Raw genomic sequence first — 23,581 nt, forward strand, 5'->3', positions numbered from 1 at the left:
AGCCATCCGCTCTTCGCGCAAGCGCTCACCGCACGTAGAGGTCGTCATCGCCGAGCCTGGCATCCGCGTCCAGCAACATCGCCGCTTCCTGACGCTTCTCCGGCACATCGTGGTCGAACCGGCGGTCGGCAGGCTTCTCGTACATCGGCCGTCCACCGGCGATGGCCGAGGCCAGCCTCCGCTGACCGGCCAGCGTGCGCTGCTCGGCCCGCTTGCGGTAGCTCTCCCGCTCGCCCGGATCCAGTGCCGCGACGAACGCCTCCGGGTGCACCAGCGCAACCAGACCCGACACGTGCCCGAACCCGAGGCTGGTCACCAGACCGGCCTTGAGCGGGAACTTGCCGCGAAGGTCGAGGGCCTCGCGCACCCAGACGAAGTGACCGGAGGTGGCCAGCTCGTCGTCGACGCAGTCCAGGCTGCGGTTCGGCGGGATGACGCCGTCGCGCAGGATCTGGCACAGACCCATCATCTGGAACACCGCAGCGCCGCCCTTGGCGTGCCCGGTCAGCGTCTTCTGGCTGACGATGAACAGCGGTGCACCCGCCGACCGGCCCATCGAGTCTGCGAGCCGCTCGTGCAACTCGGTCTCGTTGGGATCGTTGGCCAGCGTCGAGGTGTCGTGCTTGGAGATCACCGCGATGTCGTCGGCACCGACGCCCAGCTTGGCCAGCGAACGGGCCAACTGCGAATCCTTGCCGCCCCGACCGGCACCCAGCGCACCGAGGCCCGGAGCCGGGATCGAGGTATGCACGCCGTCGGCGAAGCTCTGCGCGTAGCCGACCACTGCCAGCACCGGCAGACCCATCTTGGCGGCCAGGTCACCGCGAGCCAACAGGATGGTGCCACCACCCTGCGCCTCGAGGAACCCGAGCCGGCGGCGGTCGTTGGCGCGCGAGAACTTCGAATCGCTGATGCCCTTGGCCCGCATCATCTCGGTGTCGGCGGTGGCCGCCATGTCACCGAAGCCGATGATGGCTTCCAGGGTCAGGTCATCGAAGCCACCGGCGACCACGAGGTCGGCCTTGCCGAGGCGGATCTTGTCCACACCCTCCTCGACCGAAACGGCCGCGGTCGCGCAGGCACCGACCGGGTGCACCATCGCGCCGTAGCCACCGACGTAGCTCTGCATCACATGCGCGGCAACAACATTCGGCAGAACTTCCTGCAGGATGTCGTTCGGCTTTGCCCGGCCGAGCAGGTTGCCGTGATACATGGTCTGCATCGACGTCATACCGCCCATACCGGTGCCCTGCGTGGAGGCCACCAGGCTCGGGTGCACCCAGCGCATCAGCTCGGTCGGGGTGAAGCCCGACGAGAGGAACGCGTCGACGGTCGCCACGATGTTCCACAGCGCCACCCGGTCAATGGAATTGGCCATGTCCGGGGTGATGCCCCACACCGTCGGATCGAACCCGGTGGGGATCTGCGCGCCGACGGTCCGCGACAGCTTGGTCTTCCGCGGCACCCGAATCTCGGTGCCCGCCTTGCGGATCACCTGCCAGTCGCTGGACTCCGGCACCGGCCGGGCCACCGTGTGCTCCGGGTCGAAGGACACGAACGCCCGGGCGTCGGCCTCGCTGGACACGACGAACGAGAAGTCCTTGTCCAGGAACACGCTCACAAGCAGCGGCGAGGCGTGATCTGGATCGATCGCGCCGTCGTCCACGAACTCGCGGATGCCGCAACGCTCGACGACGGCGTCGTGGTAGCGCTCGACGATCTCCGCTTCGGGCACCAGGTCACCGGTTTCGGTGTCGTACCAACCGGCCTTGGGATCGTCCTCCCACTTGACCAGCCCGGTCGTCCATGCCAGCTCCAGAACACCGGCCGCCGACAACTCGCCGGAGACCTCCATCTCGAAGCGGGTGCGCGACGATCCGTACGGGCCGAGTTCGGCACCGCCGACGATGACCACCAGGTCGGCCGGGTCGACGTCGAGATCGTCCCAGACCGGCGGGGGCGCCGGGTCGTATCCGCGCGGCGGCGACGGCAGGGCGGCGATAGTGCCGTCCTCGTCCTCACCGTCTTCTGAAGCGGAACCGGACATTTCCTCGCGTGCCTTGGCGGCAAGCTCGGCCATGTCGATCTTGACGTCGCCGAGTCCACCGGTCAGGTCGGCCTTGATCGGCGCATTGGCCGCAGCCACCTTCGACTCCACCGTGCACAGGTCAAGCAGCATCGCCGCCATCTCCGCAGACGTGTAGGTCGTCACGCCGGCCTCTTCGACCGCGCTGACGATGGCGTCGTTGTGACCCATCAGCCCGGTGCCCTTGGTCCAGCCGATCAACGCGTGCGCCAAGCTGACCCGCTCGGCCCACGACGACTCGGCGCTCCAGCGGGTCACAAGCGCGTCGAGCGCAGCCTTGGACTCCCCGTAGGCGCCGTCGCCGCCGAACATGCCGCGGTTGGGCGAACCCGGCAGCACCACGTGCAGGCGCGAGGCGATGTCGCGCTCGGCACCGATCCGCGACAGCCCGCCGATGAGCCGCTGCACGGCCCACAGCAGCACCTTCATCTCCATCTCGGAACGCGAACCCGCCTCAGACAGGTCCCCGGCCACGCGCGGCGCGGCGAATGGGAACAGCAGCGTCGGCGTCTGCGCGTCTTTGAGGTGAATCGACTGCGGCCCAAGGCTTTCGACCTGCTCACTACCGACCCATTCGACCAGCTTGTCGATGTCGGAGTAGGACGCCATGTTGGCCGGGACCACCCACAGTGTGGCGCCGAACCGGGCGTTGGAGCGGTAGAGCTCCTTGTAGAACGCCAAGCGGCTGTCGTCCAGTCGCGAGGTCGTGGCGATCACGGTCGCGCCGCCGTCGAGCAGCTGCCCGACGACCGCCGACGCGATCGACCCCTTCGACGCACCGGTCACCACGGCGATCTCGTCGTTGTAGCGACCCCTGCCCGGATTCTCCGCACCGGCCGCGATGCGGCCGAACAGCGACGCGTGCACGTTCCGACCGGCCGCCAGCGCCCTGCCCTGCCACCAATTGGCCTGGGTGGCAACCACATGCCCGGCACCTTCGAAGCGCTCGGACAGCCGCGGCCACTGCGCGTCAACCTCGTCCTCGTCAGCCAGCCACAGCTTGACCAGGTCTTCACGCGCGCTGGCCCACCGGTCGTCGAACACGACGGCCTTGCGGCCATCGAATGCCGGCGCCACCAAACGCGGCCAGTCCGAACCGAGTTCGGAGGTGACCAGGTCGATCAGCTCGGCGTCGGTCGCCGCCTCGGGCGCACCGACCACATCGTCAAGGCCGAGCTGTCCCAGCACCAGTCGTGCTGCCGAAGCCAGCACACCGTCGGGTCCGGTGACCTTCTCCGCGAACTCGCCGAGTGCGGCCGAATCCACCACGCCACCACTGGCACCGCCGGCCGAAGGCAGCGAGACCGCCACCCCGTGCCGAGCCGCGACGGCAGCGACTGCGCCGTCCACGACCCTGTCGACGCCTGCGGCGTCGGGCAACGCACCGGGGTGCAGACTCCCCAGGTCACCGCCGCGCACGCTGCTGCCCTCACGGGTGCCCAGCGCCACCTCGACGGTGACGTGCTTGGCCCAGCCCGCACCCAACTCCCAGGTCTTCGTGACCCTTTCGGTGATGTAGGCGGGACGCTTGCCCGACGGGCCGAAGACGGTACGCAGCTGATCGTTGATCGCATCCGACAGCACCGGACCGAACGGCTTGTACGTCCGGGCGAGCTTGCTCACCTGGCCCTTGAGCGCAGCGAGGTCGGCCTCGGCGGCGCCGTCGATGGCACCCAGGTTCAACTCGGAACCCAGGTCGACCAGCAGCTGGTTGCGCCGCGACGATGCACCGTCGGTGATGGACTCGATGGAATCCAGTCCCTCGATCTGATCGATCCGCATCTTGGCCGACAGCGCGATGAGCGCCACCGTGGCGTCCGACGCGTCGAACGCCAGATCATCCGGGCGGGGCCCGCCGGACGGGGCAGCGGGAGCCGCCGCTGGCGCAGGAGCAGCCGCCGCAGCCGGAGCCGACTCGGTTTCGGAAGCAGCCGCAGGACTTTCGTCGAGATCAGGCTCGGGTTCCGGATCGGTGTCGGTCGCGAACAGCACCGGGGCGTCGCGCTCGGAGTTGAGCACCTCCACCGTGCTGTGCGAGTACTCGGGCAGCTTGAGCGTGTTGGTCGCCAGTCCCGCCACGGTCGGCGCGGACTTCACGCCGATCTCGACGAACCGCTCGACTCCGAGGCCACCTGCGGCCTCTTCGATGAACAGCAGATCCTGCGTCTCGATCCAGCGCACCGGGCTGGCGAACTGCCAGGCCAGCAGCTCGATGACGACCTTGCGGCACAGCTCGGTCGGCTTCTCGTTCCGCCAGGTGTCGTAGTCGGCGAGGATCTCGTCGAGCGGCTCGGCGGGCACCAGATCGCGGATCTCCTGGATGAAGTCGCGGTCCAGGGTGAACGGCCGGGGAACCAGGTTCGGGATGTATCGACCGACGATCAGCTCGGGATCTTGGTCGGTCGGCATGACCCGCTCGAGGCTGCGGCGGAAGTCGTCGACGCCGACCCGCAGCACGCTGGAGTGGAACGGCACGTCGATGCCCGGCACCAGGATGAAAGACCGCTTGCCGCCGCTGATTTCACGACGACGCTCGATCTCCTCCTCCAGCGCCTCAAGGCCGCGAACCGTACCGGCGATCGCGTACTGCGAGCCGCGCAGGTTGAAGTTCACGATCTCGAGAAATTCCCCGGTGCGCTCGGCGATCTCGGCGACGAAGCCCTTCACATCGGCATCGTCGAGGTCGATCTGGCTCGGCCGGATCGCCGCCAGCCGGTAGTTGGACCGGCCAAGCTCGTCGCGCGGGACGATGTCATGCATCTTGCTGCCGCGGTGGAACACGACCTCCAGCAGCGCCTCCAACTCGTACACGCCCGAAACGCAAGCCAGCGCGGTGTACTCGCCGACGGAGTGACCGCACGCGATCGCGCCCTCGACGAAGGCGCCCTGCTCACGCATCTCGGCGACCTGGGCCGCCGCGACGGTGGCCATGGCCACCTGGGTGAACTGCGTCAGGTACAGCACGCCTTCGGGGTGCTGGTAGTGCACGCCGGACGCGATGAGGCTGGTGGGGTTGTCCCGCACCACATGCAGCACCGAGAAGCCGAGGGTTTCGCGGGTGAACTTGTCCGCGCTGTCCCACACCTTGCGGGCGGCCTTGGACCGGGCCCGGACCTCCATGCCCATGCCCTTGTGCTGAATGCCCTGGCCGGGGAAGGCGTAGACCGTCTTGGGAGCGGCCAGCCGTGCGGTCGCCGACATCACCAGCTCGCCGGCGACCTTCGCGGAAACCTCCACAACTTCTGCGCCGACGTCGATTCCGACGCGGTCGACGCGGAAGTCCACCTCATCGCCGGGCTTGACCATGCCGAGGAATCGGGCGGTCCAGCCGACCAGCTTGGCGGGCGGGATCGGCTTGCCGTCGGTTGCCGTGACGACGTGCTGAGCGGCGGCCGACAGCCACATGCCGTGCACGATCGGGGATTCCAGGCCGGCTAGCAGTGCGGCGGCCCGGTCGGTGTGGATCGGGTTGTGGTCACCGGAGACCATCGCGAACGGCCGCATGTCGACCGGCGCGCCGATGGCCACGTCCCGGCGGCGGCGGCGCGGGGTGTCGGTGGCGTTGTCGGAGATCGCTCCGCCGGCCTTCAGCGGATCGGTCAGTTCGGCCGCACCGGTGCGGCCGCGGATCGCGAACCGCTCCTCGAGCGTGGCCAGCACGGTGCCGTCCTGTGCACTGACCGTCACCGAAACCGGGACCACCCGGCCAACTTCGGTGTCGACCGCCGCCGAAGCCGTTGCGACGACAGTCAATTCGGCCGGCTCGGTCGGCAGGTCGGCGAGCAGTTGGGCGGCGTGGTCCAGGTGCACCAGGCTCAGCAGGCCTTCGATGACCGGGAAACCACTGTCGGTGACGGCGGAGCCGATGGCCGAGAACACCGCAGGCCAGCACCGGCCGACCAGGGCGTCGGGGACGACGGTCAGCGTCGGCGCCAACGGGGCGCCGAAGGTGGCGGTGACGCCGGTGTGGTCGGCGACCTGCTCGGGATCCCAGGCGACCGCGACCTTTACGGCACCGTCGGTGACTGGCGGCAGGGCGTCAGGGCCATCTACGCCGGCGGCGATCGCCAGCACGGCGCGCATCGCGGTCGCGGCATCGGAGACCGCGACGACCGGGGCGCCGCCGCTGTGGATCGCGTCGGTCAGGGTGAACCGGATCTCGATCCAGGTTCCCGAGAGCGGAACGCTCAGAACGACGTGGGATTCGTCGACGACCTCCAGCCGGGCACCGGTGGAAGGATTTGTTGCGGAACGGTTTTCAGAGCCTTCACGGACCTGCCAATCAGCAGGCGGGGCGATGCGGTGCACCGGGTTGACCGCGGTGCGGCCGGCCCACAACACGTCGGGGGCGTCGAGCAGCACGGCCAGCGGGCCGGTGGCATCGCCACGACCCTGCCGACGTGACAGCACGGCGACCGGCTGTGCACCAGCGGCCAGCACCTCGTCGACCGCGGCCTGCTCGAAGCGGTCGAGCAGTTCACCGACAGGCTCGTCGGCGCGCGTGATGCCGGCAACCGCGGCGGTGCCGGGGATGACGCACACCTGATCGGCGGCGTAGCGGGCGTCGTGGGCCTGCCACAGCGAGTCGCTGCGCCACCAGCGGCGCACGTCTTTGTCGATGACCGGGACGAAGTTCACCGGCTTGCCCAGCGTCTTGCACAGCTCGACGAAGAACGGGATATCGGCCGGGTGCAATTGCACTGACGCGGCATCCGGGTAGGTGGCGACCAGCGCGGCCAGCGCGGCCTTCGGATCCTCCAACAACTCCTCGTTGTCGAAGAGTGTCTCGATCGGGCCGAAATCCTGTGCGTGCAAACGTGCTTCGGCACGCTTGAGCATCTGCTCGAACCGGTCGCGCCAGGTGATGTCCAACCAGTCCGAGTGGTCCTTCTTGGTGTCGGCGGTGCTGCTGCCGTCGCCGATGGCCAGTTCCACGTAGCGACGCAGCCACTGCAGATAGGTCATGTCGGCGACATCGCCGAAGTACGGCTTGGCGGTGTCGGCCATCGCGGCGATGATCTCGTCACGCCGGGCGGCGACCGCGTCGGCGTCACCGGCCACCTCGTCGAGCAGTCGGCCGCACCGCGATGCGGTGTTGTCGATCTCGTGGATGTCCGCACCGAGCTGGCTGCGCCCGGATGCCATGCCGCTCTGGGCTTTTCCGGCGCCGACCCACGCTTCAGTGCCCTGGGTTTCCACAAGCAGCTGCTTGACCTGGGGGCTGGTGGTGGCCTCGGCGGTCGCCATCGCGGCGGTGCCGACCAGGATGCCGTCGATGGGCATCAGCGGATAGCCGTTGGCTGCAGACCAGCGGCCGGACAGGTAGTCCGCGGAACGCTCGGGGGTGCCGATGCCACCGCCGACGCAGATGGTGATGTTGGACCGGCTCCGCAGCTCTGAATAGGTGGCGAGCAGGAGGTCGTCCAGGTCTTCCCAGGAGTGGTGACCACCGGCGCGGCCGCCCTCGATGTGCACGATCACGGGCTTGGTGGGCACCTCGGCCGCGATCCGGATGACCGAGCGGATCTGCTCGACGGTGCCCGGCTTGAACACCACATGGCTGATGCCGATGTCGTTGAGCTCGCCGATCAGCTCGACGGCCTCTTCCAGATCGGGGATGCCCGCACTGACGATGACACCGTCGATCGGGGCGCCGGACTGACGGGCCCGCTGTACCAGGCGCTTGCCACCGACCTGAAGCTTCCACAGGTACGGATCGAGGAACAGGGTGTTGAACTGCACGGCGCGCCCGGGCTCCAGCATGGTGCCCAGTTCGGCGATGCGGTCGTTGAAGATCTGCTCGGTGACCTGACCTCCACCGGCCAGCTCGGCCCAGTGCCCGGCGTTGGCAGCCGCGGCGACAATCTTGGCGTCCACCGTTGTCGGGGTCATGCCCGCGAGCAGGATGGGTGAGCGTCCGGTGAGCCGGGTGAACTTGGTGGCCAGTTTCACCGAACCGTCCGGCAGGGAGACCACCGTCGGGGCGTAGCTGGACCACGGGCGGGCCACCTCGGGCACTGCACCGACGGTGAACAGGTTGCGCTGGCCGCCGCGAGTGGCGGCGGGCACGATGCCGATGCCGAGGCCGCGGATCACCGGGGCGGTCAGCCGGGTCAGGATGTCCCCGGGCCCGAGGTCCAGAATCCAGCGGGCGCCGGCCTCGTGCACCTCGGTGATCTCGTCGACCCAGTCCACCTGGCTGACCAGGATGGCCTCGGTCATCTCGCGGGCGAGCTCGACGTCCAGGCCCACCGCCTCGGCCCACCGGCCGACGATGTCGATGCCGTCGGACAGCCGCGGGGTGTGGAAACCTACCTCGACCTGTAGCGGGTCGAAGACCGGTGCGAAAACGGCGCCGCCGCGGACTTTGCTCTTCCGCTCGGCTTCTTCCTTCTCAGCGATCTGGTTGCAGTACAGCTCGAAGCGCGACAGCTGCTCGGGCGTGCCGGTGATGACGACCGATCGCCGGCCGTTGCGGATCGACAGCACCGGGGGCAACACGGTGCGGACGTCCTGGGAAAATTCTTGGAGCAGTTCGTAGATGCGCTCCGGCTCGGCATTGGTGACCGACACCATCGGCGGCCGGTCGCCCAGCACGGTGATACCGCGGCGGCGCGCCACCAGGGTGCCCGCGGCCCCGATCAACTGCGCCAGCGCCAGCAGTTCGACGTCCTTGGCGCCGCCGGCGGCCAGTGCCTCGACGGCCAGCACGCCCTGAGAGTGCCCTGCGACGGCAACCGGAGGGGTGGCGGCCAGGTCCATGCCCTGCCGGGCCAGTGCGCGCACAGCGGCCATCTGAGTGAGCAGTACGCCGGGCACCGACACCGCGGCAGAGGTCAGCTGCTTGGTCGAGGGCACCGGCTCTTCGGCGGCAAGTGCGCGGACCCACTGCAGCGGCTCGAAGCCGATGGGCCGGACCACGACGAGCTCGGCGGCCACCGGCTCAAGCAGCAGCTCCGCCTCCCCGGCCAGTGTCGCCAGTTCGGCCTCGATGCCCGCCGAGGACACCAGTTCCTCAAGGGTCTCCAGCCAGGCACTGCCCTGGCCACCGAACGCGACTGCATAGGGTTCGCCGGCGCTGAGCCGATCGACGAGTGCATGGGTGGCGTCAGCCCGCGTGCTGTCGGGACCGGACTCGTCGTTCCAACCGGCGGACACCTGGTCGTGTTCGTAGATCGTCACTGGCGCTATCTCCTCGTGCTGCTTCGGTGTTGTCGCGTGTGGCTGTCGCGTCTCTGCGGGTGGGCTGCGGCGTTATCTCAGGGGGCGGGCCTGGGTGCTCCCCGGGGCGTCAGGCCAACGGCGATTCAGCGTCGAATCCGGCGGGAAGGCGATTCCTCCGGAGCGGTCCCCGGATGGTTCACCTCGCAGTCCTGCCGTACTAAGAGTGGCATAAGGAGCGGTGCGCCATTCCCGGCCAGATTGGTTACTGGCGAGTTCTACGCACGGGTAACCGTCGGTAACGTAACACCCAGTCCAGCGGCGGCCGAAGCCATTCGGGACAAACGTCCTGCATGCAGGTGGTTACGGTCGAGTAGCCATAACAGCGCTGATCAAGGCAGTATTGTTATCGAATCGTTATCTAAATTTTTCACCCGCCGAAGCGCTCCGAAGTCCAGCCGCGCGAGTCAACATTCGACCCAAATCTGTCTAGCGAACCGTCCTGCTTTCGATGACAAGTTTGCTGACAGTACTTACTAGCCGGTAAGTTTTTCAGTCCCACTGCCCGAAGCGTGGCTTCAGGATGTGGTTGATGTCCACCCCGACACCGCCGACGGTGCGCTTGTCGATCTCAACCTGGTGCAGGTGCGCAGCGGGATGGGCGCCCCTGTCGGACGAGCCCCAGTTGTGCTGCCAGAAGTACGAGCCGAGACCGTCCTGCACTGCCCATTCGATGGTCTTGGAGTTGGCGTAAACCCCAACCCGCTGATGTCCGAGCACGGCCTCCCAGCCGCGCAAATAGGGTGCTACCTGCTGTTTGTACTGCTCGAACGTCGGGTCGTCGTCGATCGAGGCAAAGATCGGTGCGCCGTACGGGCCACCCGCCGCGATGTGCAGTTGCCAGCCGCGCTTGGCGTGCCGTACGCCAGCCTCCTGACCACCCAACCAGTCGGCGCTGCCCTGCTTGCCGTACTGGTAGTTGGACACGATCTTGAGGCCGTTCTGGTAAAGGTCACGGGCTTCGGACAGCTGGATCGGCTTGCCCAACATCCACTCGCCCCCGGGCCGCCGGTCCGATACATAGCGGATAGCTCCGATCGCTCCCGACGAGCGGATGTCGGACGCTTTGATGACGCCGGCCGCGTAATCGAGCAAAACACCCAGTGGCGCGGCCGACGCAGCGGGAGCTGTGATGGCCGCCACGCCGGCACCCGATCCGAGCAGCGCGGGCGCAGCTGCGGCGTATTTCAACACCTCGCGCCGGGACTCGACACGCACCTCAGGTTACGACAACTGTCCCATCATTCACATCAGGGCCACAGGTCACAGCTGTATCAATACTTCCAGAACCTAGCCGGCGATCCGTCGACGCAGCGCGCGCTCCAGGCTGGCGGAGACGACGCCACGGGCGAGTTCGCCATCAGCCAGGTCGGCGAGATGGTCGACGGCCGCGGCGGTCGACTGCGCGATCTGCGCCATGGCGTGGATATACGCCGGTTGATCAGCGGCCTGTGCGACGACGTCGCCCAGCGCCGGGACGGTCAACACCACTGAGTCCTCGGCGACTTCGGCCAATCCACGTTCCACGAGCATGCGGGCATCCTCTCCGCCCGGGTCGATGTCAACGGCGAACGCCTGCGGGCTCAGCTCCGCGCGCTGGATCCCCAGGCACTCGGCCAGGTCGCGGCCGCGCCGTACACAGTTGAAGAACTCTGCGATGTGCGCAGAGTTGAATCCCCTGGCCAGTAGCTGGCTGATCATTTTCAGCTGCGTCAGGTGAGGTTCCCCGTAGTACGCCGATCGCCCCACCCGCCGTGGCGGATCGAGCAGTCCGCGCTCCCGATATGCCCGGATGTTGCGGGTGCTGACGCCCGAAAGACGCGCCAGGTCCTCCAAGCGATACTCAGTCAACCCGACGCTCCCCGCACCGGTTTGAGCAGAAATACATACCGATACCCTACCCTCGGCCAATAGTGCGAGCGAATTCACAACCATCCGATGACATCGCTCTACTATTCAGAGTCCATCGTCGTTATCTGCGCATATGCCGATTCACCGCCGCTGGACCGTGCATCGGAATGTTATTTCAGCCAACTCATAGATGGCGCTTGATCCCGCACGGTGAGTGAATTCACCCTGTCCGAATTGGAATCCGGCCCACCACCTGGGACACCATGGTCCAGGTCATTGAGACAAATCTGCTCGACGAAAGGCTCCGCGTGCGTCCCTGGATCGTCTGGGCCACCGGACTACTCGCCTACATCGTCGCCGTGCTCGACCGCACCACCCTTGGTGTTTCGGGCCTACAGGCCGCCGACAGGTTTGCCGCCAACCCGAGCTTGCTGTCCACGTTCGTCGTCCTGCAGGTGATCGTCTACGCCGGCGCGCAAGTGCCCGCGGGACTCCTATTGGATCGCTTCGGTTCGCGGCGGCTCATCGTCTCCGGCGCCGCCTTGATGGCTTCGGGCCAGCTGGTGCTGGCGCTCAGCGAGTCACTGCCGGCGGCGATCGGTGCCCGTGCCATCGTCGGCCTGGGTGACGCGGTCACCTTCATCTCCGTGTTGCGCTTGGTGCCGCACTGGTTCAAGCCGGCTCAGGTTCCACTGCTGACCCAGCTGACAGGCATCTGCGGCCAGCTCGGCCAGGTGCTCTCCGCGGTACCGTTCCTGGCCCTGCTGGCCGGGACGGGCTGGACACCGGCATACCTTTCTGTCAGCGCATTCGGCGTGGTGGCGATGGCGTTGGCATTTGCATTGGTGCGCAACACTCCCCATGGACCCGTGGTCAGCGCCGAGACCACCACCTTGCGCGACATTCTGCCCAGCGTGAAGACGGTGTGGCTGCGGCCCGGAACCAGGCTGGGTTTCTTCACCCACATGGGCACCCAGTTCTCCGTCACAGTGTTCGCACTCATGTGGGGCGTGCCCTATCTGACTGTGGCGCAGGGCCTTTCGACTGCCGCAGCCGGCACACTGCTGACGATCTCGGTGGTGACAGCCATCTCGGCCGGCATCGTCATCGGGATCTTCACCGGTCGCCACCCGCACCGCAGGTCACGCCTGGTGCTCGCCATCGTCGCCAGCAATGCACTGATCTGGACCGTGGTGCTGGCACTGCCCGGTCCGGCGCCGCTGTGGCTGCTCGTGGTCCTGGTGGTCGTCATCTCGGTGGGCGGTCCGGGTTCCATGGTCGGGTTCGACTTCGCCCGCACGTTCAATCCGAGCGCCACCCTCGGCACCGCGCAGGGCATGGTCAACATGGGCGGGTTCCTGGCCGCGCTGCTGGTCATGCAGGCGATGGGAGTGATCCTGTCCCACGCGGGCAGTTATTCGTTCGAGTCGTTCCGGCTGGCGTGGACCGTGCAGTACGCGGTCTGGATCCTCGCCACCGTCGGCATTCTCATCACCCGCATGAAGACGCGGCGGCTCATGAAGGCCGAGCAGGAGCGGATGCTGTTGGAAGGGTTCGAGGCTCACCCCTCGCGCTGATCTGCCAACCTCCGGCCGACGATCTCCCGAGCATTCCGATGGCCCACCGCCTCGAAACCCACCACGACCACCACCGGCGCGGCGGTCACCACGAGCAGACACAGCGGCATCGACGTCCCCGCGGCCGCCAACACAACCGCCCCAACGAGTGGAATTCCGGCCAGCACCAGTAGCACGGTGTGGACGATGTCGATCTCTCCCACCAACACTGAGTAGATGACATACATCCCCACGATGTAGGTGGCGACCGGTATCGCGACAGCCAGCACGGTGGCGACGGAATCCAGCTTCGAATGGTCCTCGATGTAGTAGGCCGCAACATGCAGTCCCGCGCCAGTCGCCACGATCGCCCCGAACACCACTACGTGCAGATACCCGTACCGGAATGACAGTCTGCGATGCGCGTGGAGCAGCTCGGCGGCGGGCACCAGGAAATACATCCACCACATCCCGAATGTGAGCCCGGTTCCGGCCACCACCAGCAGAATGGCGTCTCGCGACCAGCCGTCCTCCCCTACCGCGGCCGTGAGAGACGCCACCGTGCCAACCACACCTTCGCCGAGCGCGATGATCGCAAGCAACCCATACCGTTCCACGATGTGGTGGGAGTGCCATGGCGTGCCGCCCATGCGCCGCTCGGCCAGCAGCGGCCCGGAGAGCTCGAGCGCTATCAACACCGCCGCGGTCAGGACGAAGACCAGCACCGAGGTGTGGACGAATATCTGGATGATCCAGCCGATTTGGGCCACGACGACCGCGCCCGCATACGTCAGACACGCTGCGCGATGTTCCGGATCCTGTCTGGCAGCCCGTAACCACTGCCCCACCAAGGCAATTCGCATCACCACGTAGCCCGCAACCAGCACCGCGTTGTCCACGTGACCGCCGTGTTCGACGGAGGTGAACATCTGCGGCAGACCGAGCGCCAGGATGATGACTCCGACCATCTGCAACATGGTCATCACTCGGTAGACCCAGTCGTCGGTGTCGTAGGCGGAGGCGAACCAGCTGAAGTTCATCCACGCCCACCAGATCGCGAACGCGGCGAACCCGAATCCCACCAGTCCCGCACCGACGTGACCTTCGGCCATCAGGTGCGCCAGCTGCGATGCGGCGACTCCGAAAGCAATCACGAACGTCAGGTCGAACAGCAGTTCAAGCGGCGTCGCTGTGCGGTGCACCTCGTGCGGATCGCGACCCGACATCGGGCGCAGTCGGTGTGCGCGCACGGGGAGCTTCGGTTCGCTGTCGTCCGCCTGGTCCGTCACCGCTTCATTTCACCTCATCGGCGTCGCGAGCACATGGTCGCCCACCGGTTGCGAAATACCAGTAGTGGACTACTCGTGTCAGGTGGGCGGCCCGCGCTCGAGGATGTGCGGGTGCCAAAGCAGTTCGCGCTGAATCTCCTGGGTGAGTTCGCCGTTTATCGTGACATGGAGCCGTTGGCCTTACCGCCGTCGTGCCGCCGGGTCGTCGCCCTGGCCGCGGTGAAGCGCCGGGAGCTGCACCGGGATTGGATATGCGCCACACTGTGGCCATCCAGTACTCCGGCGAAGGCGGTTGCCTCGCTGCGTTCGGCACTGTGGCGACTGCGACCGCTGGGAGCTGACCCGCTGCTGAACGTGAACCGCCACTACGTCGCACTGGCGCCCGAGGTGTGGGTGGACTGGCATGAGGCCATCGGGCTCATCAACCGGCTTCCTGCGCAGACGGCGGGTTCCGATCCCGCGTTGCGACGACTCCTCCGGGGCGGTGATCTACTCGACGGCTGGACCGAATCCTGGTGCGCCGCAGAACGGGCACGCTACCGCGCGTGCCGCGAAAGGACAGCACTGCGCGGACTGACGGACCCGTCGCGTTAGACCGGATCGAAGGTCGAGATCAGCCAGTTGCCGTCGAGCTTGGTCAAACCGACTTTGACCGCACTCGCGGCGAAGCTGCCGTTCGGGTTCTGACTGCTCGTGGTCGCTTGATTGACGAATACCAGCACGACAGCCGAATCGGGATGGATCTCGGCAACCGCGGCTCGCACCACGTTCGCCGACGTCTTGACCGCCTTCTCCTTAGCAGCAGGCGTGACGATCTTCTGGGTGAAATCCTCGTAGTACGACAGGAATTCACCCGTCAGATGCGACTTGGCTGCCGAGAAGTCCTTGTCGAGACTCTCCGGCGCGTACGACAACAGCGCGACGGTGCCATCCTTGGCGGCATTGAGCACTACGTCTGAGGCATCCTTACCGGTCTGCTGATCGACGCGATACTGCGCGAAGTACAGCCAGCCGGCCAACGCTCCCGACACGACCAGCGCGACGGCCAGTGTGAGCGGGAACCACAACCGTCCCAGCGACTGCCACCAGCGCCGATTCTCCGGAGCTACCGGAGCTTCTGGAGCGTCCGTGGCTTCCGTGGTGTTCTCCACGTCGGCGTCCGATGGTTCCGCGGTGTCCGCTACGACGTCGTCGACGTCGGTTGTCTTGGAATCCTGCTCAACGGTCACGGCACGAACTCGACTTTCGACAGCTTGATCTGATCGCCTTCCCGGACCAGGTCAACCGCAACCCGCCAGGGCCGAGGTTCCTGCTTGGCGCCCGAGGTGTTGGTGACACTGGTGTTGACCGCAACCAGCACGGTGGCGGTGTTATCGGTCATGGTGTCCACTGCCGCGGCGTTCGCGGTCGCCTCGGTGACGACCTTCGCGTCCTGGGCCAGCTTGACGAAATCCTCCGCCTGCCCTTCGAAGTCCGCCCTGAACTCCCCGGTCGAGTTGTCGAGGATCCGCTTAACGTCGTCCTGGGCGTGGTTGAAGTCCAGCGACATCAGGGTCACGACACTCTGGCGGGCCGCCGCGGAGTATTCGGCCATGAGCTGGTGGCGATGTTCGGCCTGCCGGTGCTGCCAGATCATCCAGCCGCTGAAGGCGAGCAGTCCGCAGATGACGAGGATCGTCAGAACGCTCGCCAGCACCTTCCAGAACAGCCGAGGAATCCGACGCAGGCGCGAACGGGAGTCGACGGGTTCCTCGTCCGCGGTGGCCGCCTCCGGGTCCGACGCGATGTCCTCGGCTTCGGACTCGGCGTCGCTGACCTCGCCGGTCAACTCCGTCGCCTCGGTGTCGGTGATCTCAACTGGAGCGTCGGTGGCGTCGATGTCAGCCGCCGGTTCAGAAGTCAGCTCAGACGTCGGTTCGGCAGGCGCCTCGGCCGTCGACTCGGCGCCGGCGTCGGCCTGGTCGTCGCCGGGCTCGTCGGCTTCCAGCAACTTTTCGGCGGCGGCTTGGTTACGCAGCCGGATGGCGCGCGCCTTGGCACGCGCTGCAGCGGCGACGGCCTCGGCTTCCTCGGCCTCGGCCTCGGCCTGTTCGGCCAACGCCAGGGCATCACTCGGCGACACGTCGTCGTCTCCGGAATCGAGTACCGGCGACGAAGGCTTGCGGGACGGCATGTTGACCTCCTGTCCGTTCAGCAGCCTGCTTAATGAGAATCACGTTATCAGTTTTTGATAGTGCCCCGACCATACATCATCCACAAGGGGCATCGATCTATCGTTCTTGCTGCGGAAATGATGTTTACATCCTGTGCGAACGCACAGCTCAACCGGCCTGAACCCGCGCCTCGAGCTGGTCCTTCATGACCTTGCCCGTGGCGTTGAGGGGCAGTTCGTCGAGAAACTCCACGTACCGCGGAACCTTGTAGCCGGCCATGCGCTCACGGCTCCAGGCAATCAGATCCTCGGCCGAAACGGAATCCGGGGTCCCACTGGGCGGCCGCTTCACGACGACGAATGCCTTCCCGACCTGTCCAAGCCGCTCGTCGTCCACGCCGATCACAGCAACTTGAGCGATTGCCGGATGCTCCAGCAGGAAGCCCTCGATCTCGGCCGGATAGGCGTTGAAGCCGCCGACGATGAACATGTCCTTCTTGCGGCCGACGATGCGCAACCGGCCATTGGCATCGAGGGTGCCGAGGTCACCGGTGTGCAACCAGCCCTCGGCATCGATCGCCTCGGCGGTGGCGGCTGGGTCGTCGAAGTATCCCTGCATGACGCTGTACCCGCGGACCAGCACTTCGCCATCCTCTGCGATCCGCACCTCGACGCCGTCGCACGCGGTGCCGACCGTGGTGGCGATGTCGGTGAACGAGTCCCCCGGCCGTGACAGGGTCGCAGTGCCCGCTTCGGTCAGGCCATAGCCGGTTGCCAATGTCTGGAACGGCAGCTCCTCGTGGACCCGGCGGACGAGTTCCACTGGGATGTCGGCGGCACCGGTGACCCCGGCCCGCAGGGTGGCCAGCTTGGTCTTGTCCGGCAGCGCCAACAGCGAGTGGTACAGGGTCGGCGGCCCGGGCAGCATCGTGATGCGTTCCGCCGCAATGAGTTCCACCACGGCATCGACGTCGAAGACCGGCACCGGCAGCACTGTGGCGCCGCGGATGAGCGAGGCGATGCACCCGGCTTTGTAGCCGAAGGTGTGGAAGAACGGGTTGACGATCAGGTAGCGGTCGCCCTCGCGCAGGTCGGCAAGGTCGCACCATTCGGCGTACAACCGCAGAGTCTGCCGGTGGTTCATCATGACGCCCTTGGGACGCCCGGTGGTTCCCGACGTGTAGATGATGTCGGCGATATCCGAACCGTCCAGGCCCGCTGCCTCGAACGGTGCGCCACTGCCCAGGAAGTCCGACTTCAACTCGATCGCCGGCACACCACCCGCGACCTCGAATTCCTGGCCGAGGAAACCTTGTTGGCGCAGAACCACTTTCGCTCCGCTGCGCCTGATGACGTCGCCCGCCTCGTCGGCCTTGAACCGGGTGTTCACGGGCACCACCACCGCACCGGCGGTCTGCGCCCCGAATGCGGCGATCATCCACTCTGCGGAGTTCGGGGCCCAGATCGCGATCCGGTCGCCCCGGTCGATTCCGAGCCCGTTGAATGCGCCTGCGGCGCGGCGGACCCGGTCGGTCAGTTGAGTGAAGGAGAGGCGCAGCGGACCGTCGACGACGGCTTCGGCGTCGCCGAATCGGTCCGCTGCGCTCAAGACCATCTCGGGGATGGTCTGCCAGTTGTGTGTTGTCACGTAGTGACGAGACGCCCCAGGTTGCCGCCCATGATCTTCGCCTGGTCCTCCATGGAGAGGTGCTCGAGCGCAGTCACGTAGTGGGTCGGCTCGGCCAGGCCCTCCGGGTGCGGCCAGTCGGAGCCGTACAGCACCTGGTCCACACCGATGAGGTTGATCAGGTCGTCAATGCCCTCCTCGTAGAACGGGCTGACGTAGATACGGTTCTTGATCTCTTCCATCGGATTGCTGGGGAATGCCTCTGGCGCCTTCTTGTAGACCTCGGCCATGGAGTCCAGCAGCGGGAACATCCACTTCGACCCCGCCTCGACAATGCCCACCTTCAGCGTCGGGAAGCGGAACAGCGCACCGTGGATCACCCAGGAGGCCACCGCATCCTGGATCGGGCGCCACTCGTTGAGGATCGACATGGCGTTGGTCTGGAACGGCAGCATCTCCTGGGCGGCACCGTCCCACTCGGAGGTGTAGCGGGAGTAACCGCTGTCGCTGGAGTGCATTCCGACGAAGATGTCGTACTCGACACACTTCTGCCAGAACGGGTCGAACTCGGGCAGTGCGAAGGACCGCGGGCCGCGGAAGCCGGGCACCGGCGCGGGACGGATCAGGATCGCGCGGGCACCACGCTTGACCGCCCACTCCAGCTCCTCGATCGCCTTCTCGACGATGGGCAGGGTGATCACCGGGGTGGTGAAGATGCGGTTCTTGTAATTGAAGCCCCACACTTCGTGCAGCCACTCGTTGAGCGCGTGCACGATGACGTGGATCGCGAGCGGGTCGTCGCTCAGCCGTTCCTCGATGAGGCTGGCCAGCGTCGGGAACATCAGCGTGCGGTCGAGCCCCAGCTCGTCCATCTTCTCCAGTCGCGGACCCGGCTCGAAGAACGCCGGGATGGCCCGCATCGGCTCACCGAACAGCTCGCGCTTGCTCTTGCCGTCGGGGTTGCCGAACTTGAAGTACTCCTCCCAGGCGCCCGGCTGGGCGACCACCGAGAAGGTGGGATTGGGGATGTAGTTGCTGATCTGGCCCTTCAGCGCGATCTTGGTGCGGCCGTTGATCTCGACGTACTGGACGACGTCCTTGTACTCCTTCGGGAGGTACTTGGTCATCGCCTCCGGCGGCTCGTAGAGATGGTTGTCCGCATCGAACAGCGGAAACGGAATGTCGACCCGATGCGACAGTTGACCCATGAGATGCTCCTTTTCAGATCGAGAGAATCATATTCTCATAATGCATACGCTGCAACGCCCTGGCGGACGCGAAACTTCTGCACCTTGCCGCTGGCGGTGCGCGGAAAGTCCTGCCCTTCGGGCACCTCGCGCAGTTCCTCGGGCCACTTCTGGCGGGCCACTCCGGTCTGCTCGAAGTGCTTGCGGACCTGTTCGAGGGTGGGCATCGGATGGCCTGACTTGATTCTCAGCACGGCGGCGACCCGCTCGCCGAGCCGTTGATCGGGAGCGGCAACCACCACTGCCTCGATCACCTCCGACATGGCCAACAGCACCTCTTCGACCTCAAGAGCGCTGATGTTCTCGCCCCCGCGAATGATCAGGTCAGTCGTCCGGTCGGTGATCGTCAGGTAGCCGTCGTCATCGAGGACACCGACGTCGCCGGTGCGGTACCAACCGTCCTCGTCGAATGCGTTGGCGGTCAGCGCGTCGTCGGTGTAACCCAGGCACAGATCGGGTCCCCGGCTGAAGATCTCGCCGTCGGGCCCGAGCCGGATCTCCACCCCTGGACGCGGATTGCCATCTGTATAAAGCCTTTTGGCCTCGGGCGCCGATGGCCCTGAGCCGGTGATCGACGGATGTTCGGTACTGCCGTAGGACCGGAACACGAACATGCCGAGGTCGGCCAGGCGCCGCGTCACGGCTGCCGGCACCGTCGAACCACCCAGGCCGACGGTCTTGAAATGCGCCATGTGCGCGTCAGTGCAATCCGGATGGTCCAACAGACTTGTGACGAAATACGGCGGCCCACCGCCGACCGAAAGGCCGTCGGTCTCGATGAGTTTGAGCACCTTGCCCGGATCCCACACATCGCACAGATCGATCGGCGCACCCTCCAGCACGGGGATCAGAAAGGCGCCGACCATGCCGATGAAGTGGCCGACGGGCGTGGCCGTCAGTTGCCGACCGCGATCCGGCGGATAGTTCTCCAACAGTTGCCGCGTCTCGAAGACCAGCGTCTGATGGCTGTGGATGACGCCCTTCGGGTCGCGCGTGGTGCCCGAGGTGAACGCAATGAGGGCCGGCGTGGCCGGGTCGGTGGGGATGGTTCCGGCCATCGGTTCGTCAGCGAGCAACTCGGCGAAGGAGTGATCGCCCACCAACCCGACGATCGGCACATCGGCACACAGATCCGGCTGGAACGTCATCCGGCCGAATTGCTCGGTCGTGATGAACACCTTGGGCTTGGCGGTGGCCAGGATGTGGCCGAGTTCTTTGCGCCCGTAGAAGTGCACGATCGGCACCGTCACCGCGCCGAGGAGAGCCGACGCCCAGAACGCGGCCGCAGCCTCCATCCAGTTCGGCAGCTGTAGCGCTAGCACGTCGCCGGCGCCGACACCACGGTCACGCAAACCCGCGGCGAGCCGGCGCGCAACCAGTTCAACGTCGCGGAAGGTGCCGGCGTACGGCCGTACCGCGGAGTGCACGTGGAATGCGGCCTCCGGGCTCGCGGCCAGGCCATCAGCCAGTAACTGGCCCAAGGTTTCCGGGGTCCACCACCCTTCCTCGACGTACCGTTTGGTCAGCTCAACAGGGATGTCGCGCACAACGGTGATGCTATTCTCACAGTGCGAGAATGCCAATACCGGAACTGGAGAATGATTGATGGTCGACCTTGAACTCGACGGTGAATTGGCGGTCATCACCATCGACCGGCCCCACGCCCGCAACGCGATCTCGCTGGACACCATGGACGAGTTGAACAAGGCGCTCGATGGCGCAGTCGGATCTCGTGCGTTGGCCATCACCGGCGCGGGTGACCGGGCGTTCGTCTCCGGGGGCGATCTCAAGGAGCTCGCCGCGTTGCGGACCGAGCTGGAAGCCTCCTCGATGGCGTGGCGCATGCGTTCCATCTGCGATCGGATCGCCAGTTTCCCCGGCCCGGTCATCGCCGCACTCAATGGACACGCGCTCGGCGGTGGCGCGGAGGTGGCGGTGGCAGCCGACCTCCGGATTGCCGCCGACGACATCAAGATCGGCTTCAATCAGGTCACGCTGGAGATCATGCCGGCGTGGGGTGGAGCGGAGCGGCTGACCACGCTGGTCGGCCGAAGCCGGGCGCTATTGCTCGCCGGCACCGGACGGGTGCTGAGCGCCGCCGAAGCCGAACGGGTCGGACTGGTCGATCAGGTGTTGCCGCGCCGCGAGTTCACCAATGGCTGGCGCGCCGTCGCGAGGTCGCTCGCCAGCCGCCCAGCCGGCGAGATCAAGCGCGTCATATCCGGAGTGCCCACCACCGAGGCCGTCGCCGCGTTCGCCCGGCTGTGGGTCTCCGACGAGCACTGGCTCGCCGCCGACAAGGTGATGAACAAGGGAAAGTAGCTCCCCGGCCGGTCAGCCCCCGCCCAGTTCCCGGACCGGGTCGCTGCCGTCCCAGCGGGCCGCGGCCTGACGCACGAACGTAGCCATCCCCTGCGACGCGTCGGTCAGTTCCATGATCTCGACGATCGTCGCCCCGGTCGGAGGTTCGAAGTAGGCGAAGCGCACCCCTTCGCCCTGGCCGCCCGACCACACCATCGGCCAGCCCGCCTCAGCGAGCTTGGCCATGGCGTCGTCGAAATCCTTTGCCCAATAGGCGAGTTGGTGGAACCCACCGCCTGTCGCCGCAAGGAACTCGGTGAAGACGCTCGTAGTGTCGTCGAGCTGTTGAATCAGCTCGACCTGCAGGTCTCCACTGTTCGACAGCGCAAGCGACAGGGTCACTTCACAGGGCTCACCGCGGTAGAGAGCCTGCTGCGGCAATCCTCGGATGACAAACCAGGGGCCGACGCCCATCTGGAGCCAGCCCGCGATCGCGGCATCGAGATCCGGCACGACATAACCGATCTGGCAGACAGTCCCGGGTAGGACGGAATTCCTGGAACCCATGGGCGCACCCTAATCGATGCCCCGAGAGGGGGTTCTCACTAGACGAGAATGGCATTTCCCATTATCGTCAGCCACGTGTCAACACAGAAAGCACTCGCGCCGGAGATCTCGACCTGGCCGGACGCCGACCCGCAGTTGATCGGCAGCCGCTGCGCCGACTGCTCGGCCACCACCTTCCCCGCCCAGGACCGCTGTCCCAAGTGCAGCGGCGCCAACACGTCCGAGGTTCTGCTCCCCCGCCGCGGCACGCTCGTCGCCTGGACCACCCAGGGCTTCCCACCCGGCGCCCCCTACAAAGGCGCAGCCGGAAAAGACTTCGTGCCGTTCGGCGTCGGTCTGGTGCAACTTGACGACGTCATCCGCGTCGAAGGCCGGCTCACCGAAAACGACCCAGCCAAACTGAAATTCGGCATGGACGTCGAACTCACCATGATCCCGTTCACCACAGACGACGACGGGAACGAACTCGTCACTTTTGCCTTCGCACCGAAAGGCTCTGAGAAATGACCAACGACGTCGCCATCATCGGGGTCGGGATCCATCCCTTCGGCCGGTTCGACAAGACGGCGATGCAGATGGGCGCCGAGGCGATTCAGAGTGCGCTCACCGACGCGAAACTGGAGTGGAAGGACATCCAGTTCGGCTTCGGTGGCAGCTATGAGGTGTCCAATCCCGACGCGGTTACCCGCCTGGTGGGATTGACCGGCATCACCTTCACCAACGTGTTCAATGCCTGCGCCACTGCGGCCAGCGCGATCCAGCAGACGGCCGACACCATCCGGCTGGGCAAGTACGACATCGGCATCGCGATCGGGTTGGACAAGCATCCCCGCGGCGCGTTCACCGACGATCCGGCCAAGCTTGCCCTGCCGCAGTGGTACGCCGAGAACGGCCAGTTCGTCACAACCAAGTTCTTCGGGATGAAGGCCAACCACTACATCCACAAGCACAACATCTCCGAGGAGACGTTGGCGCGGGTGGCCAACAAGAACTTCCGCAACGGCGAAAAGAATCCGAATGCGTTCCGGCGCAAGGAGATCTCGGTCGAGGAGATCATGGCGTCGCCCGTGCTGAACTACCCGCTGCGGCAGTACATGTTCTGCGCGCCGGACGAGGGCGCCGCCGCGGTGATCATGTGCCGGGCCGATATCGCCCACCGCTACACCGACAAGCCGGTGTACGTGCGAGCCAGCGAGATTCGCACCCGCACATTCGGCGCGTACGAGGTGCACGCCACCTCGGCCCCGCTCGACGAGGACCCCTCCCCCACGGTGTATGCGGCCAAGGCCGCCTATGAGGCCGCCGGAATCGGGCCCGAGGACGTCGACGTCGCCCAGCTGCAGGACACCGATGCCGGCGCCGAGGTCATCCACATGGCCGAGACCGGGCTGTGCGCCGACGGCGAGCAAGAGAAGCTGCTGGCCGACGGAGCCACCGAGATCCACGGTTCCATCCCGGTCAACACCGATGGCGGCCTGATCGCCAACGGCGAACCGATCGGCGCATCGGGACTGCGACAGATGCACGAGTTGGTCCGCCAGTTGCGCGGCGAGGCCGGCGACCGTCAGGTGCCCGGCAATCCGCGGGTGGGCCTGGCTCAGGTCTACGGCGCGCCAGGCACGGCCTCAGCCACGCTCCTCTCGCTCTAGTTTTCCCGCGAGCAGACGCAGAATCGCACTCCCGC

15 protein-coding genes are annotated in these 23,581 nt (G+C 66.3%); 5 read left to right on the top strand and 10 right to left on the bottom strand.

What is annotated here, in order from left to right; all coding sequences use genetic code 11:
* Window positions 1-25 precede the first annotated feature (25 nt).
* The 3 genes from ABQF30_RS26240 to ABQF30_RS26250 all read right to left on the bottom strand — a co-directional run bounded on the left by ABQF30_RS26240 (window position 26) and on the right by ABQF30_RS26250 (window position 11,158).
* Window positions 26-9,268, bottom strand: coding sequence for a fatty acid synthase subunit beta domain-containing protein (locus ABQF30_RS26240; RefSeq protein ID WP_448469341.1), 9,243 nt, complete (start codon window positions 9,266-9,268; stop codon window positions 26-28).
* Window positions 9,269-9,799: 531 nt separating this feature from the next.
* Window positions 9,800-10,525: a DUF1906 domain-containing protein gene (locus tag ABQF30_RS26245; RefSeq protein ID WP_448469343.1), complete on the bottom strand. Its 726-nt coding sequence runs from the start codon at window positions 10,523-10,525 to the stop codon at window positions 9,800-9,802.
* A gap of 72 nt (window positions 10,526-10,597) precedes the next feature.
* Window positions 10,598-11,158 carry a MerR family transcriptional regulator gene (locus ABQF30_RS26250; protein WP_448469345.1) on the bottom strand — a complete coding sequence of 187 codons (561 nt, stop codon included), beginning with the start codon at window positions 11,156-11,158 and terminating at the stop codon, window positions 10,598-10,600.
* 263 nt (window positions 11,159-11,421) lie between these two features.
* Between ABQF30_RS26250 and ABQF30_RS26255 the strand changes: the two genes are divergently transcribed.
* Entirely contained in the window at window positions 11,422-12,735 is a 1,314-nt protein-coding gene (locus ABQF30_RS26255) for an MFS transporter (RefSeq protein WP_448469347.1), read from the top strand.
* Here ABQF30_RS26255 and ABQF30_RS26260 read toward each other — a convergent pair.
* Window positions 12,720-13,940, bottom strand: coding sequence for a low temperature requirement protein A (locus ABQF30_RS26260; protein WP_448469686.1), 1,221 nt, complete (start codon window positions 13,938-13,940; stop codon window positions 12,720-12,722). The two genes, ABQF30_RS26255 and ABQF30_RS26260, sit on opposite strands and share 16 nt — an antisense overlap.
* A 174-nt stretch (window positions 13,941-14,114) precedes the next feature.
* Here ABQF30_RS26260 and ABQF30_RS26265 point away from each other — a divergent pair, with 174 nt between their 5' ends.
* Window positions 14,115-14,597 carry an AfsR/SARP family transcriptional regulator gene (locus ABQF30_RS26265; protein ID WP_448469349.1) on the top strand — a complete coding sequence of 161 codons (483 nt, stop codon included), beginning with the start codon at window positions 14,115-14,117 and terminating at the stop codon, window positions 14,595-14,597.
* Here the strand turns inward: ABQF30_RS26265 and ABQF30_RS26270 are convergent.
* The 5 genes from ABQF30_RS26270 to ABQF30_RS26290 all read right to left on the bottom strand — a co-directional run bounded on the left by ABQF30_RS26270 (window position 14,594) and on the right by ABQF30_RS26290 (window position 20,576).
* The gene (locus ABQF30_RS26270; RefSeq protein ID WP_448469351.1) at window positions 14,594-15,232 is read right to left on the bottom strand and encodes an Rv1363c family protein; all 639 of its coding nucleotides are present in this window, start codon (window positions 15,230-15,232) and stop codon (window positions 14,594-14,596) included. The two genes, ABQF30_RS26265 and ABQF30_RS26270, sit on opposite strands and share 4 nt — an antisense overlap.
* On the bottom strand, window positions 15,229-16,176 hold the full coding sequence (locus tag ABQF30_RS26275) for an Rv1363c family protein (RefSeq protein ID WP_448469353.1): 948 nt from the start codon (window positions 16,174-16,176) through the stop codon (window positions 15,229-15,231). Before ABQF30_RS26275 ends, ABQF30_RS26270 begins: the two co-directional genes overlap by 4 nt.
* Before the next feature lie 148 nt (window positions 16,177-16,324).
* Window positions 16,325-17,803: a FadD3 family acyl-CoA ligase gene (locus ABQF30_RS26280; protein WP_448469355.1), complete on the bottom strand. Its 1,479-nt coding sequence runs from the start codon at window positions 17,801-17,803 to the stop codon at window positions 16,325-16,327.
* Window positions 17,800-18,990 carry an amidohydrolase family protein gene (locus ABQF30_RS26285; RefSeq protein ID WP_448469357.1) on the bottom strand — a complete coding sequence of 397 codons (1,191 nt, stop codon included), beginning with the start codon at window positions 18,988-18,990 and terminating at the stop codon, window positions 17,800-17,802. The genes ABQF30_RS26280 and ABQF30_RS26285 overlap by 4 nt, the downstream gene beginning before the upstream one ends.
* A 35-nt stretch (window positions 18,991-19,025) precedes the next feature.
* Complete coding sequence (locus ABQF30_RS26290; protein ID WP_448469359.1) at window positions 19,026-20,576, bottom strand: AMP-binding protein; 1,551 nt, start codon at window positions 20,574-20,576, stop codon at window positions 19,026-19,028.
* Between the two features lie 58 nt (window positions 20,577-20,634).
* Between ABQF30_RS26290 and ABQF30_RS26295 the strand changes: the two genes are divergently transcribed.
* Complete coding sequence (locus ABQF30_RS26295) at window positions 20,635-21,351, top strand: enoyl-CoA hydratase/isomerase family protein (RefSeq protein ID WP_448469361.1); 717 nt, start codon at window positions 20,635-20,637, stop codon at window positions 21,349-21,351.
* 12 nt (window positions 21,352-21,363) lie between these two features.
* Here the strand turns inward: ABQF30_RS26295 and ABQF30_RS26300 are convergent, their stop codons facing one another.
* Window positions 21,364-21,897, bottom strand: coding sequence for a VOC family protein (locus ABQF30_RS26300; RefSeq protein ID WP_448469363.1), 534 nt, complete (start codon window positions 21,895-21,897; stop codon window positions 21,364-21,366).
* Window positions 21,898-21,945: 48 nt separating this feature from the next.
* On the opposite strand from ABQF30_RS26300, the gene ABQF30_RS26305 reads away from it, so the two are divergent.
* A complete protein-coding gene (locus ABQF30_RS26305; RefSeq protein ID WP_448469365.1) occupies window positions 21,946-22,404 on the top strand; it encodes a Zn-ribbon domain-containing OB-fold protein in 459 nt (152 codons plus the stop codon).
* Window positions 22,401-23,546 carry a thiolase family protein gene (locus ABQF30_RS26310; protein WP_448469367.1) on the top strand — a complete coding sequence of 382 codons (1,146 nt, stop codon included), beginning with the start codon at window positions 22,401-22,403 and terminating at the stop codon, window positions 23,544-23,546. Before ABQF30_RS26305 ends, ABQF30_RS26310 begins: the two co-directional genes overlap by 4 nt.
* The last annotated feature ends 35 nt before the right edge of the window (window positions 23,547-23,581 follow it).

The sequence above is a fragment of the Mycolicibacterium sp. XJ870 genome (assembly GCF_053483975.1).

Bases quoted from the DNA above. Each gene is read 5' to 3' on its own strand.
- ABQF30_RS26295 (WP_448469361.1), top strand. From the start codon at position 20,635: ATGGTCGACCTTGAACTCGACGGTGAATTGGCGGTCATCACCATCGAC.
- ABQF30_RS26255 (WP_448469347.1), top strand. From the start codon at position 11,422: ATGGTCCAGGTCATTGAGACAAATCTGCTCGACGAAAGGCTCCGCGTG.
- ABQF30_RS26285 (WP_448469357.1), bottom strand. From the start codon at position 18,990: ATGGGTCAACTGTCGCATCGGGTCGACATTCCGTTTCCGCTGTTCGAT.
- ABQF30_RS26310 (WP_448469367.1), top strand. From the start codon at position 22,401: ATGACCAACGACGTCGCCATCATCGGGGTCGGGATCCATCCCTTCGGC.
- ABQF30_RS26260 (WP_448469686.1), bottom strand. From the start codon at position 13,940: ATGTCGGGTCGCGATCCGCACGAGGTGCACCGCACAGCGACGCCGCTT.
- ABQF30_RS26275 (WP_448469353.1), bottom strand. From the start codon at position 16,176: ATGCCGTCCCGCAAGCCTTCGTCGCCGGTACTCGATTCCGGAGACGAC.
- ABQF30_RS26300 (WP_448469363.1), bottom strand. From the start codon at position 21,897: ATGGGTTCCAGGAATTCCGTCCTACCCGGGACTGTCTGCCAGATCGGT.
- ABQF30_RS26305 (WP_448469365.1), top strand. From the start codon at position 21,946: ATGGCATTTCCCATTATCGTCAGCCACGTGTCAACACAGAAAGCACTC.